The sequence below is a fragment of the Methanobrevibacter ruminantium genome (assembly GCF_016294135.1).
Classification (GTDB): Archaea; Methanobacteriota; Methanobacteria; order Methanobacteriales; family Methanobacteriaceae; genus Methanobrevibacter; species Methanobrevibacter ruminantium_A.
Genome location: NZ_JAEDCO010000037.1, coordinates 1 through 13,375 on the forward strand (window position 1 = coordinate 1; position 13,375 = coordinate 13,375).

At 31.5% G+C, this 13,375-nt stretch carries 11 protein-coding genes; 4 read left to right on the forward strand and 7 right to left on the reverse strand.

Annotation, left to right across the window (positions count from 1 at the left end; genetic code table 11):
- Positions 1-16: 16 nt before the first annotated feature.
- Together VW161_RS07580 and hemB are read right to left on the reverse strand one after the other, a co-directional pair.
- Entirely contained in the window at positions 17-916 is a 900-nt protein-coding gene (locus tag VW161_RS07580) for a triphosphoribosyl-dephospho-CoA synthase (RefSeq protein WP_304103559.1), read from the reverse strand.
- 16 nt (positions 917-932) lie between these two features.
- Complete coding sequence (gene hemB / locus VW161_RS07585) at positions 933-1,928, reverse strand: porphobilinogen synthase (RefSeq protein ID WP_304094557.1); 996 nt, start codon at positions 1,926-1,928, stop codon at positions 933-935.
- 268 nt (positions 1,929-2,196) lie between these two features.
- On the opposite strand from hemB, the gene aroC reads away from it, so the two are divergent.
- A complete protein-coding gene (aroC, locus tag VW161_RS07590; RefSeq protein WP_325192863.1) occupies positions 2,197-3,300 on the forward strand; it encodes a chorismate synthase in 1,104 nt (367 codons plus the stop codon).
- Between the two features lie 228 nt (positions 3,301-3,528).
- On the opposite strand, the gene VW161_RS07595 is transcribed toward aroC, so the two are convergent.
- Positions 3,529-4,410, reverse strand: a complete 882-nt coding sequence (locus VW161_RS07595) for an MBL fold metallo-hydrolase (protein WP_304088507.1) — start codon at positions 4,408-4,410, stop codon at positions 3,529-3,531.
- 65 nt (positions 4,411-4,475) lie between these two features.
- Positions 4,476-5,402, reverse strand: a complete 927-nt coding sequence (locus VW161_RS07600) for a DUF2121 family protein (protein ID WP_304088510.1) — start codon at positions 5,400-5,402, stop codon at positions 4,476-4,478.
- Between the two features lie 390 nt (positions 5,403-5,792).
- Here VW161_RS07600 and VW161_RS07605 point away from each other — a divergent pair, with 390 nt between their 5' ends.
- The 3 genes from VW161_RS07605 (at position 5,793) to VW161_RS07615 (ending at position 9,349) form a co-directional block, all read left to right on the forward strand.
- Entirely contained in the window at positions 5,793-6,173 is a 381-nt protein-coding gene (locus tag VW161_RS07605) for a desulfoferrodoxin (RefSeq protein WP_304094553.1), read from the forward strand.
- A 267-nt stretch (positions 6,174-6,440) separates the two neighbouring features.
- A complete protein-coding gene (locus VW161_RS07610) occupies positions 6,441-6,950 on the forward strand; it encodes a hypothetical protein (protein ID WP_304088515.1) in 510 nt (169 codons plus the stop codon).
- A 65-nt stretch (positions 6,951-7,015) separates the two neighbouring features.
- Positions 7,016-9,349 (forward strand): DHH family phosphoesterase, encoded by a 2,334-nt coding sequence (locus tag VW161_RS07615; protein WP_304094551.1) that lies wholly within the window; start codon positions 7,016-7,018, stop codon positions 9,347-9,349.
- 593 nt (positions 9,350-9,942) lie between these two features.
- On the opposite strand, the gene nifU is transcribed toward VW161_RS07615, so the two are convergent.
- The 3 genes from nifU to VW161_RS07630 all read right to left on the reverse strand — a co-directional run bounded on the left by nifU (position 9,943) and on the right by VW161_RS07630 (position 13,210).
- Positions 9,943-10,317, reverse strand: coding sequence for a Fe-S cluster assembly scaffold protein NifU (gene nifU / locus VW161_RS07620; protein ID WP_298537671.1), 375 nt, complete (start codon positions 10,315-10,317; stop codon positions 9,943-9,945).
- Positions 10,318-10,376: 59 nt separating this feature from the next.
- Positions 10,377-11,582 (reverse strand): cysteine desulfurase NifS, encoded by a 1,206-nt coding sequence (gene nifS / locus VW161_RS07625; RefSeq protein WP_304088525.1) that lies wholly within the window; start codon positions 11,580-11,582, stop codon positions 10,377-10,379.
- A 311-nt stretch (positions 11,583-11,893) separates the two neighbouring features.
- Positions 11,894-13,210: an O-acetylhomoserine aminocarboxypropyltransferase/cysteine synthase family protein gene (locus VW161_RS07630; RefSeq protein ID WP_304088522.1), complete on the reverse strand. Its 1,317-nt coding sequence runs from the start codon at positions 13,208-13,210 to the stop codon at positions 11,894-11,896.
- Positions 13,211-13,375 lie beyond the last annotated feature (165 nt).

Here is a 13,375-nt window from a genome sequence, read left to right on the forward strand (position 1 = left end):
ATAATAATAATAGAAATTAGAAATTATCTGCAAGATATGATAAGAATATGGATGCTGCAGTTAAATCAGCAGTTGTTCCAGGATTCAATTTATTTTCATAAAGATAATCATCAAATTCCAATAATTTTTCAACAAATGAATCATCATCCTTAAATTCCAAAATATCACTTGCCTTTTGAGATACATCCTCTGCCACTTCATCACCGTATTTTCTTGAAATTAAAGTGTCTGGAATTTGTGATAGGATTGTCATGAATGTTAAAACAGTAGCCTTATTGATTACATCAACATCATCAGAGGTTTTCCAAAAGCTTGAATAGCAAGGATAACCGATTTCAAAACAAACAGGCATTTTATTGGTGAGTTCATTTGCTAATCTGTCCCAACCAGCGGAGATTTCCAAAACATCAAACATTGTCTGATTGTTTGCACGCAATTCATCCTTTGCCTTTTCGCTCATTACATCAAATTCATCCTGATCTCCCATTCCACCAGCATCAGCAACATTGATGGCATCATAAAGGTTTACTGCATCCTCAACAGTTGTAGCATCCATTAAACGACCTACATTTTCTTGAATTTCATCAAAGCCATTGCTTATTGAAGCTGCAGCTGCAATTGGAATGCACATCATCATAATGCCTAAATTAGTGTTGGTTTCAATCCATCTGTTGGTTTCATCAACAGCTTGGAAAATGTATCTTCCCAATTCCGCTTCGGACAGGTCATCAATTTCCTTAGCTTGACTTGCAACAGCTTCCATAGTGTCTCCAATAACTACAGCGCTAATTGCAAAGTCCTGAAATACCATGTCATCGTAATTTCTAGTTCTGTGAACATTTCCTGGTTTTGGCCAACCGCTCACTTCAAGAACAGATGCAATTTGAGCCAATTTAGCAATTTCTTTTGCTTCCACAAACATTCCTCCATAATCATAAGTGGTCTAAAGCATAAGGAGCGAAATTAGTAATAATCAAATCAGCTCCAGCCCTTTTTATGGACAATAATGATTCCATTATAGCCTCTTCAGACAAGTATCCGTTTTCAATAGCTGCCATAATCATGGAATATTCTCCGCTTACATTATAGGTCACTAAAGGCATTGGGAACTCATCCTTAATTGTTTTAATTATATCTAAATAAGGTAGTGCCGGTTTAACCATTAAAAAGTCAGCGCCTTCAATTACATCAAGTTCCGCTTCCCTGATTGCTTCAAGAGCATTTGCAGGATCCATTTGATATGATTTTCTGTTACCTGCAGTAGGAGCAGAACATGCTGCTTCCCTAAATGGATAATAGAATGAAGAAGCAAATTTAACTGAATAGGACATAATCATTGTATTGTAATAACCGTTTTCATCAAGAATTTCCCTTAATGCTTGTATTCTTCCATCCATCATATCAGAAGGAGCTACAATGTCTGCACCTGCCTCTGCATGGGAAAGTGCAACTTTTGCAAGATATTCCAAGGATTCGTCATTTAAGATTTCAAAGCCAAAATCAGTGTCATCATTCTTTTCAATCAAACCGCAATGGCCATGAGAAGTGTATTGGCATAAGCAAACATCAGTAATGATAACTAAATCAGTTTCCTCCTTAAGCTTGCGGACAGTTCTTTGAACAATTCCTGTTGAAGCAAAAGCAGGAGATCCAATTGCATCCTTTTTCTCAGGGCTTGGAAGGCCGAAAACAATAATGGATTTCAAGCCTTTAGCTTCCAATTCCTTTGCATATTCCACACAGTCATTTAAAGAATATCTGTATTCTCCAGGCATTGTGGAAATAGCTTCCTTTTCACCATCTTTAAGGTCTTCTTTAACGAAAATTGGATAAATCAAATCCTCTTTATTCAATTTGGTTTCACGTACAATGTCTCTAATTTTAGAGTTTTTCCTATATCTTCTCATTCTTGTAATTGGAAAATTCATGATTTCACTTCTTAATGATTATTAATAAAAAATTATTACTTTAAATTAATTTAGATTAAATTGGAATAATTTAAAGTTTTATAAAAATTATTTTTTTATAAAATTTATTCATATAATAGTTTATCAAATTACTAATATAAATTTTAATGTAAATTCATATAAAAACTTAAACTATATTAAGGGAAATAAAAATATTTAATATTAGAAAATTAAATTGAGGAAAGTGAACAAACTTATAATAATTTAATAAAATCTTTTGAGGAATTATATGACAAACACTATTGGAAAAATCTTTTCAATTACAAGTTTCGGTTCCAGTCATGGAAAAGCACTTGGAGCAGTTATAGATGGATGTCCAGCTAATTTGGAACTTAGCGAAGAGGATATTCAAATTGAATTGAATAAAAGAAGACCTGGAACAAGTGCGCTCACAACATCCAGAAAGGAAGGGGATAAAATAGAAATTGTATCTGGAATATTTGAAGGAAAAACAGATGGAACCCCAATCACTGGAATCGTTTATAACACCAATCAAAAATCCAAGGATTATTCAAACATTAAGAACACTCCAAGGCCAGGACATGGAGATTTTTGCTGGATGGAAAAATATGGAATCTACGACTATAATGGAGGAGGTCGTGGAAGCGGCAGAATCACCATAGGACATGTTATTGGAGGGGCTATTGCAAAGAAACTATTAAAGACCCAAGGCATTGAAATAATATCCCACGTTGTCCAAATAGGAAATATCAAAGCAGAAAATATAGATTATGGAAACCTAAAAGACACAATTGAAAAAAACAACGTCAAATGTGGTGATGCAAATGCTGCAAAACTCATGGAAGAATTGATCCTTTCCAAAAAACAGGAAGGGGATTCAGTTGGAGGAATAGTTGAAACAATTGCAACTGGAGTTCCTGCAGGACTTGGAGAGCCAGTGTTTGGAAAGCTTGATGGTGATTTGGCACAAATTTTAATGAGCATTAATGCAGTTAAAGGAGTTGAAATAGGATTAGGCTTTGAAAGTGCAAAATCAACAGCATCAGAGATTAACGATGAATTCTACTACGATGAAGACAATAATATAAAAACTAAAACCAATAATTCTGGAGGAATTCTTGGTGGAATGAGTAATGGAATGCCAATCGTTTCAAGAATTGCTGTTAAGCCAACACCTTCAATCTCTAAAATCCAAAATACAATTGACTTGGAAAAAGGAGAAAACACAACAATTGAAATCAGTGGCAGACATGATCCATGCATATGTCCAAGAGTCACTGCAGTTGCCGAATCAGCTACAGCTATCATTTTAGCGGACCATATGATTCGCGGAGGATTTATACATCCGACAAACTTAAATAAGTCTATTTAAATCAAGAGACGCATTTCATGAAAGAATCTTGAAATTACATGAAATGAAAAATAGCAAAAAATATTATAAAATTTTCAAAAATTAAAATAAAAAATACTGAAAAATTTTAAAAAAATTTTGTAAAAATAGATATAAAAAATTAAAAAACTGAAAAATTTTAAAAAAATAGATATAAAAAATTAAAAATAAAATAAGAAAATAATTTAGTTGTCATAATTATTTTTCTTATTATTCCTTTTTTTTATTTGGTTTTGATTCGAAATTAAGGGAATAGACATCCTCTTGTTTTATGCGATTTGCAAACCTATCCTTAAGACGAATCATTTTAGAACGTTCAGGATATTTCTCATTGATATCCACTTTCATACCATCAAAAGCAGCTAATGTTCTAACTCCAGTCTTTTTAGAGACTCTTATTGCCTCTTCAACTGGGTTTGCAGCAATCATCTTGAAACCGAAGTGTGTCATAATCGCTAAACTTGGCTTGACCTGCTCAACAATGTCAATGAAATTATCAGTGCACATATGTCCCCTAATGGATCTTGGTCCTGGCCTTAAGACACTACCAATTAAAATGTCTGCATTTTTATGGTATTTCGGCAATTCATCAAAATATTCAGTGTCAGCAGTGTATGAAATCTTAAACCCATTATTCTCTATTTGGAAACCTACACCTGTAGGGTCTCCATGTCTTGTTTCAGTACCTTTAATGGTAAATGAAGGAAAACGTGCTATCTTATTAGGAGTCAAGATCAAATTTTTAGAATTGCTTTTATGATAACTTGAAATAGCAGGACCCCAACGTTGGAATTTTTCAAAAACAGATTGGCTTCCCATAATGATACCATTGTTCTTTGTCATTCCTCTTGTCATTGCTTCAATGAATATTTCAGCATCATTATAATGGTCTGTATGAGAATGAGAAATAAAAACTCCATCAATTTTAGTGGGATTTACACCAAACTGATAAGATCTGACCAATGCTCCAGGACCGGGGTCAACTTGATAATTCTTTCCTCCAAAATCATCAATTCTGAAGCCCCCAGTCATTCTCTTTTGACTGATGGTGGCAAACCTACCACCTCCAGAACCTAAAAATGTAATTTTCATTATTGTCACCTTTTAAAAAAACAAATAATACATTCAATCCAAATACAATCAATAATAAACACTACTTATTTAAGATGACATAATATGATATCACATTTTAAATTAGCCTTATTACGTTTAATGCATAAAACTTCATTTTCAATAACAACTTGGTCTTTTAATAATGCATCATCTTCCTCTTCAACAAACATGATAACATTTTCACCAGGCTTTGCAAGAAGTTTCCAATTGATGTCAAATGCCCTTACATCAGGATTTAATTTCACTTGAATCATCTTTTCATCAATTGAATCAACAATTCCCACAGGACCTTCATCGATAATTGTGGAAGCTAATTTAATTGTTTCATTTTGTTTTAATAAATCTTCCCTAAGCTTTGTTCTAAACTTAGCTAAAAGAGTTACATCTCTTTCAATGACTTCATCCAAATAATCTTGAACCTTGTCTTTTGATAAGTTGTTTTGTTGAATAACAACATCATATTTAGTACCTAATGAAGGAGTTTTTTTAGAGATATCATCTATTATCTGACCAAAAATATCTCCCATATATTTTAAGCTGAAACTAGGTTTCCATCTGTTTTTAAGCATTTCATTAGCTAAAGATTTTGTAATCTTATTTCCAAATACAATTATGGAAGATTCTCCTCTTTTGGCATTGACTATTTCAGATCCAGTTAGTTCAATAATTTGGAAACCGTTTGTTGTACCATAAATTCTTTTTCTTTTGGTTTCCATAGTTCCTCTTGAACTTACTTCCCCTACAGCTACATTTTCTACACTTTTTACTTTAGTTGCATCATCTGTAATTTTTAAGCTTATTCCGAGCTCTTCCGCTCTTGCATATAATTCTTCATCACTAGTGATTTCACCGGTGTAAATTTCTTGTTCTAAAAGTTCACGTTCATCTTTAGAACCAAAATAGGCAATTCTTCTCTTATCTCCTGCCATTACACATCCTTTCTTTCCAACATAAGCAATAATTAAACTCATACTCTCACATCGCTTAATAATAGGCATATTAAATTTTAACTTTACAATTCATAATAATTTCAATCTATGCCTTCAAATTTATATTTTCTTAAATCAATTAAAAATTTCAAATCTCAAAAAAGCATATTAAAACTTATAAAAACATTAAAAATGAAGGATTAACTCAACCTTCCGCTACAACTTTTTTGAAATTTAATATCTTATTTTATATTTATATTTTTACAAATATAAAAAGTTTTTATAAAATATTTTAAAATTTAAACTAAAATAAGGGAAAATAATAAAAAATCGATGAAAATTTTCACTTGAAACCTTAAATGTTTTAATTATATAAAACTTTAAATATTGTAATGAACAAAGTAGAATTAATTATTATTTGGAGGCGATTATATGGTTAAAATTAATGAAATTTACAGATGTAACCACTGTGGAAACATGGTGGAAGTTATTGTTGAAGGCGCTGGAGAATTAGTTTGCTGTGGAGAAGCAATGGAACTTTTAGAACCTAGACAATTACCAGAAGGTGGAGTGAAACACATCCCTGTAATTACCAAAGAAGACGGCAAAATTGTCGTAACTATGGGAGAAGAACCTCACCCAATGTTAGAAGAACACTACATTAATTTTGTTGAATTAATTGTTGGGGATCAAGTTTACCGTGCAAACTTAAAACCTGGTGATGAACCTAAAGCAGTATTCGATGTAAATGCAGAAGTTGAAGATGTAAAAGCTATTGAATATTGTAATATCCACGGTTTATGGCATTCCTAAGTATTATTTATTTTAAATAATACTTTTCTATTTTTTATTTTTTTAAAACATTTAATTTGCATTATTTTCTAATTTACTATTTTTACTATTATCACTTTTACTTAATATTCCACTATTCTAACTATTTTTCATCAAATTACTAAATTTTATTAAATATGAAATTCATAATATTAATATTATATAAGTTAAATCTTTTAAATTAAATTTATCAAATTATTAACTAATTAAAAAAGATTGTTTAAAATTAAAAAAATTAAATTTGATAGCATGAGAAAAGATATTGTATTAATTGTTTTGATATTGATAGCCGTCGTTAGTATAAGCGGTTGCATTAATGATCCTATTGATAACATAAACAGTAGAATGAAAGATTTGAACACTGATATCACTGAAGGAGATAACGATTATAACGCTGCAATAAGTTCCATCAATAGCCGTGACTATGCAAGTGGAAACAATAACATTCAAATTGCAAAGGAAAAATTTAATGACGCAGAAACAAAACTTTCAGAAATTGAAGAGTATCAAGATGACTTGAATGAAAGTGTATATAAAGAGTATATTGATTTGATAAAGGAAGAAGTGTCATTAAAGAAACAGGCAAGCGATGAGCTTTATTTAGCTATTCAATACTATGCAAATAATGATCCTTATTCCGGAAATTCATATGCTAAATCAGCAAATAATCAAATGAAAAAAGCAGTGATACTTCAAGGTGAAAGAAATCAATTAGTTGAAGAAAACTCAGAATTATTCAAAAAAGCAGGAATAATCTAAATAGATTATTGTTCCATGCAAATTATTAATTTATTGAATTTATTAGAAATCTGTGAGGGGGAAAAATGAAAAAAGCATGCCCTAAATGTAATGGAACCGGATCCATAGTTGTAGATACAAAAATATGCGAAAATTGTGATGGAACCGGTTATGTAGATACATTTGAAATGAAAAGTCACTTTAAAGGAGTGAACAGTAATGCTAGAGCTAAATTTGATTTAGATGCAGACCAAGATGTTCCATGTGAAGTTTGTGATGGCAAAGGAATGGTGGATGTCTTGGAAGACTGTTCCTACTGTAATGGAACCGGTGAAATTACTGTTTGCAATGATTGTGGAAAACGTATTGACTCTGATAAGAATTACTGCGACGAATGTGCAGAAAAGCAAGAAGCAGAAAAGATAAAAAAACAATTGGAAAGAGAGAAAAATCCGGAAAAAATTGTTGTGGAATCTGACATCTCTGGTAAGGAAATTGTTTACGAATTAGATGGATTATGTGAAATGAGTGATTTGGAACTTAATTCCATCTACAGAGGTAAAGTTACAAGAGTAGAAAGATATGGTCTTTTTGTAAGCTTAAACAATCAAGTTTGGGGACTCATGAGAACACGCAATTCCTCAAATAAAGTGGGAGATTATGTATTCGTAAGAATCACCCAAATCAAAGAGAGAAAACGTGAAGTGGATATGGCTCCTGCAAGCGTTTTCAAAGGAGAATATGTAATTAAAAAAGTCAAGAAAAACATCAAAAGAACCAAAATCGAAACTCTTGATGATTCTTCAATGGGTAATGTCGTTAAAGTCCATGGAGAAGTTATACAGATCCAACAGACTTCTGGACCAACTATTTTTACAATCACTGATGAAACTGCAATTACCTGGGCTGCAGCATTTAATGAACCTGGAGTTAGAATGTATCCTGAAATTGAAATAGGGGATATTGTAGAGGTAATTGGAGAAGTCAATAAACATAATGGTGAAATTCAAATAGAATCAAGCAGCATTGAAAAGCTTGGTGAGGAAGAAACAAATAAGATGAAGGAATTCATTGATATTGCTTTAGATAAAAAGGCAGAACCTGAAGATGTTGATTTCTTAATCCAAAGCCCAGTTTTAGATAGGTTAAAGCCTAAAATGAGAGAAGCTGCAAAAGTCATCAGAAGAGCAATTTTAGATGGAAGATCTATCCTTGTCAGGCACCATGCAGATGCAGATGGTATCTGTGCAGGAGTTGCAATGGAAAAAGCAGTGATTCCTTTATTAAAAGAGTTCAATCCAGATAATGATGCTGAATATCATTACTTCAAACGCTCACCTAGTAAAGCTCCATTTTACGAATTGGAAGATGTTGTCAAAGACTTATCCTTTGCATTGGAAGACTTTGATAGGCATGGGCAAAAATTGCCACTAATTGTATTATTAGATAATGGTTCTACAGAGGAAGACATTGTAGCATTGATGCAAGCAAAAATCTATGATATTGAAATAGTGGTTATTGACCATCACTTCCCTGGAGAATTAATTACAAAAACATTGAAAAGTGGAGAAACAATTGATGGAAGCGTAGAGTGCAATAATGAGGATATCATTGCAGGCACTGTTGCAGTGGATGAATATGTTGACACTCATGTAAATCCTTATCTTGTTGGAGGGGATTCACAAATAACCGCTGGAGCATTAGCTACTGAGGTTGCACATATCATAAATCCAGATGTTGAAGACCTAGTGAAACACTTGCCTGCTGTTGCGGTTTTAGGAGACCGTGCAGAAGCGGATGAAGTGGAACAATATGTAAAGCTTGCATCTGAAAAAGGATATGATAGAGAGCAATTGAAGAAAATTGCAGAATGCATTGATTTTGAAGCTTACTTCCTTAGATTCATGAATGGTAGAGGAATTATCGATACCATTTTAGGTGTAGACAATCTTGATAAGCATCCTAAGATGGTTGAAGCATTATATAAAGAATACCTAAAACGTGTAGATACCCAAATGAAAGCGGCTTTGCCTAACATAAAAAGAGTCCAACTGGAAAATGGAATCTACTTCAATGTTTTGGATGTTGAGAAATATGCTCATAAGTTTACATTCCCTGCTCCGGGAAAAACCTGTGGATTTGTCCATGATAAGATTGTAAAAGAGATTGGTGAAGATAAGCCAATCATTACCCTTGGGCATGGTCCTGACTTTGGGGTTTTAAGGGCAACCGATTCTGTTCATAAGATCTTTGGATTTAATGTAAACAATATAGTAATTAGTCTTGCAGATAAGATACCTCAAGCAGGTATTGATGGTGGAGGTCACGAATGTGCAGGATCCATAAAATATATTGAGGGTCTTGGCAAGGAAGTATTAAATCAACTTCTAAGTGAAATCCAAAATATGACTAATGAATAAAAAAATAATTTCAATTGAAAAATAATTTTTTTAATAAATTTTTTCATTAGTTATTTTTTTCTATTTTTTATTTTTTCAAATTTTTCTAATTTTCTAATTTTCTAATTTTCTAATTTTTAACTTTTTAACTTTTTTCTAAAATTTCTATTTTTTATGATATCTCAAAATTAAAATTTTATTAAATTACTATTTTTAAACTGTTAGATGTAGATATACTAAATTCATTTTTATAGCAAGATGATACAATTTAATTAAATTGATTTTATGATTAATTAAATTAATTCATTTTGAATAAAGTATCATTTAATGAAATGTTACTATATAATTTTTGCACAAAAATGAAATTGCAAAAAATTGGAAAAATTTTTTATCAAAATTGTGCGGAAATGTAAATTTTTATGAAAATTATAAAAAAATTTTAAGAAAAAATTTAAAAAAAGTTTCAAATGCATAGAACAAAAATCTTAAAAGAAAATGAATTTGAAAAATTATAAAAAATAATAAAAATAGTTTTATAATAATAGAATAAAAAATATTGAAAAATAATTAAAATAAAAAAAGAATAAAAAATTTAAAAATTATAAAAAAATTTTTTATTCTGATTTTTTAGATTTGTAATCCTTGATTGCTTCAGTCAATGCATCTGCTGCTAAGTTAGAACAATGCATCTTGATTGGTGGAAGACCATCCAATGCATCAGCAACATCATTTCTAGTAATCTCTAAAGCTTCATCAACAGTCATGCCCTTAGCAATTTCAGTTATCATACTGCTTGTAGCTATTGCAGCACCGCAACCGAAAGTTTCAAATTTTATATCTTGAATCACTTCATTGTCATCCACATCAATGTAAATGGTCATTAAATCTCCACAAGTAGGGTTCCCAACAGTTCCTTCACCACTTGCATTTTCAATAATACCTGAATTTCTTGGATTTGCAAAATGATCCATAACTTTTTCACTGTACATATTTTATCACCTTATTACTTTACATTAATTCTTTAAATAATTATAACATTTAATTTTTTTTAATGGTCTGGGTCTGTAAACTTAGACTCATCTAATTCTAAAGATTCATTATTTTCATTATCCCATAAAGGAGACATTCTTCTTAATCCTGCAACAACTTCATCCAATGCATCTACAACTGTGTCAACATCTTCTAAGCTATTTTCAGTACCTAAACTTAATCTGAGGGAACCGTGAATTTCCGCATCTTCCAAACCTAAAGCGCTTAATACATAAGATGCCTTTAGACTTTTTGAGGAACATGCAGAACCAGTTGCACCATTGATTCCTTTTGCATCTAATCTTAAGATCAATCCTTCCCCTTCAATTGCTGCAAATCTATAGTTTACATTATTCGGAAGTCTATTATCCCTATCACCATTCAAGTAAGCTTCTGGAATTCTATCGCCAATCTTTTCAATAAGAGAATCTCTTAGTTCTGTAAGCTTTGCAATGTTTTCATCTAAATGCTCATATGCAAGTTCAGCAGCTTTACCAAAACCGACAATACCTGGGACATTTTCAGTACCTGACCTAAGGCCGTTCTCTTGACCTCCTCCATGAATCAATAATTCTAATTTTACTCCTTTTCTAATGAATATTGCTCCAACACCTTTTGGACCATAAATCTTATGGGAGGAAATAGACAACAAGTCAATATTTGCTTCTTTAACATCAACTGGAATCTTACCTACAGATTGCACTGCATCACAATGGAAGATAATTCCATTTTCCTTTGCAATCTTACCTACTTCTTCAATTGGTTGTATAGTTCCTATCTCATTATTTGCATGCATTACAGAAATTAAGATTGTATCTTCCCTAATTGCATTTTTTAAATCTTCTATACTGATGATCCCATTTTCATTCACTGGCAAATAAGTAACTTCATATCCTCTTGTTTCCAAGAATTCACAAGTTCTAAGTACTGCCGGATGCTCAATTTCTGTTGTAATAATGTGCTTTCCTCTATCTTCAAATTTTAAAGCTGCCCCTTTAATAGCCATATTGTCAGATTCAGTACCTCCACTTGTAAATATAATCTCTCTTGTATCAGCATTAATTAATTTTGCTACATGTTCACGAGCTTCTTCAACCGCTTTTTTAGCATTTCTACCTAATTTATAAAAAGTGGAAGGATTTCCGAATTCTTCTTTTAAATAAGGTACCATTGCATTAAATACTTCTTCTTTTACTGGAGAAGTAGCAGAATTATCCATATATATCATAGTTAGCTCTCCGATTTTTCCTCTAATAAAAATTATTTTTTTAGTAATTACATTAATTATTTTAAAGATAAAATAATTACCTCATCATAATTTTTTAAAAAATATAACTATAGTTATATTTCCTAATTTATTATTAGTAAGTTTTAGTATATAAAGTTTAGGTTTAACTTATTTTTTTAAAAAATAGCATTATGGAAATTGAAGAATTAATTGAAAAAATAAGTGAGTAATAAGTGAAAAAATATTAAAATTTAAAAAAAAAATAAAAATTGAGAGTATTAAAAAATTAAAAAAATTGGAGAATTTAATTATTCTCCAAATTTAGCAGTAACTTTATCTAAAGCTTGATCAATATCCGCAATGATATCCTCTACATCTTCAAGACCTACAGATACTCTAATCAAGTCAGGAGTTACACCAGTGCTTTCCTGTTCTTCTGGAGTCAATTGTTGGTGTGTAGTAGAAGCTGGGTGGATAACTAAACTTTTTGCATCACCAATATTAGCAAGTAAAGATAACAATTCCACATTATCAATGAATTCTTTTCCTGCTTCAAGTCCACCTTTAACACCGAATGTTAATAGAGCACCATATTGATCTCCTAAGTATTTTTTAGCAGTTTCATGTGTTGGATGGCTTTCAAGTCCAGGATAACTTACCCAACTTACTGCAGGGTGTTGTTCTAAATGTTTAGCTACTTTTAATGCATTTTCAGAATGTTTAGCCATTCGGATGGATAAAGTTTCTAAACCTTGCAAGAATATGAAACTGTGAACTGGAGCAAGGGTTGCACCTAAGTCTCTTAATAATCTTGCTCTAATACGAAGAGTGTAAGCAATATTTCCAAGACCTGGGAAATCACCGAATACTTCCCAATAGTTTAGACCATGATAACTTGGATCTGGTTCAGAAAGGGTAGGGAATTTACCATTACCCCAATTGAATTTACCGCTATCGACAATATATCCTCCTACAGCAGTACCATGACCTCCAACAAACTTGGTTGCAGAAGCTGCAATTACATCTGCTCCATGTTCTAAAGGTCTTACTAATCCAACAGCAGCAGTATTATCAACCACTAATGGAATATCATGAGAATGAGCGATTTCAGCTAGTTTTTCAAATTCAGGAACATCCAATTTTGGATTTCCGATAGATTCCACATAAATTGCTTTTGTCTTATCAGTAATAGCAGCTTCAAAAGCATCTAAATCTTGAGAATCTACAAAGATAACATTACGTGCCAAATCTTTAAAAGTGTAATCAAACAATTGGTATGTTCCACCATATAAATTATCTGCAGAAACTATTTCATCACCAGGTTGGGTAATGTTTAATAATGCATAAGTAATAGCAGCTAAACCACTAGCAGCAGATATTGCAGAATTACCTCCTTCTATTGCTGCAATTCTTGCTTCAAATGCATCTGAAGTAGGGTTAGTTAATCTACCGTAAATTTGACCAAATTCCTGAAGAGCAAATCTATTTGCTGCTTCATCCGTATCCTTAAATACATAAGATGAAGTTTGATAAATCGGAACCACTCTGGATCCTGTTGCTGGGTCTGGTTCTTCTTGTCCTGCATGTAATCCTAAAGTACTTAATCCATAATTTTTGTTAGCCATTTTATCACCTATAATATAAATTAATTAATAAATACAATGAATACTAGTGGATTTTAATAAATTAGACATTTAATAAAATTCTTAAAAATATTCTTTTTGAAATATTTTTAATATAATCATTAAAAAATAACAATTGTTATATTTTATATTTACAAGTGTTCTATT

Excerpts from the sequence above, each read along its gene's own strand:
- VW161_RS07630 (WP_304088522.1), bottom strand. The coding sequence starts at position 13,210 with ATGGCTAACAAAAATTATGGATTAAGTACTTTAGGATTACATGCAGGA.
- VW161_RS07595 (WP_304088507.1), bottom strand. The coding sequence starts at position 4,410 with ATGAAAATTACATTTTTAGGTTCTGGAGGTGGTAGGTTTGCCACCATC.
- nifU (WP_298537671.1), bottom strand. The coding sequence starts at position 10,317 with ATGTACAGTGAAAAAGTTATGGATCATTTTGCAAATCCAAGAAATTCA.
- VW161_RS07605 (WP_304094553.1), top strand. The coding sequence starts at position 5,793 with ATGGTTAAAATTAATGAAATTTACAGATGTAACCACTGTGGAAACATG.
- VW161_RS07610 (WP_304088515.1), top strand. The coding sequence starts at position 6,441 with ATGAGAAAAGATATTGTATTAATTGTTTTGATATTGATAGCCGTCGTT.
- VW161_RS07615 (WP_304094551.1), top strand. The coding sequence starts at position 7,016 with ATGAAAAAAGCATGCCCTAAATGTAATGGAACCGGATCCATAGTTGTA.
- VW161_RS07600 (WP_304088510.1), bottom strand. The coding sequence starts at position 5,402 with ATGAGTTTAATTATTGCTTATGTTGGAAAGAAAGGATGTGTAATGGCA.
- aroC (WP_325192863.1), top strand. The coding sequence starts at position 2,197 with ATGACAAACACTATTGGAAAAATCTTTTCAATTACAAGTTTCGGTTCC.
- hemB (WP_304094557.1), bottom strand. The coding sequence starts at position 1,928 with ATGAATTTTCCAATTACAAGAATGAGAAGATATAGGAAAAACTCTAAA.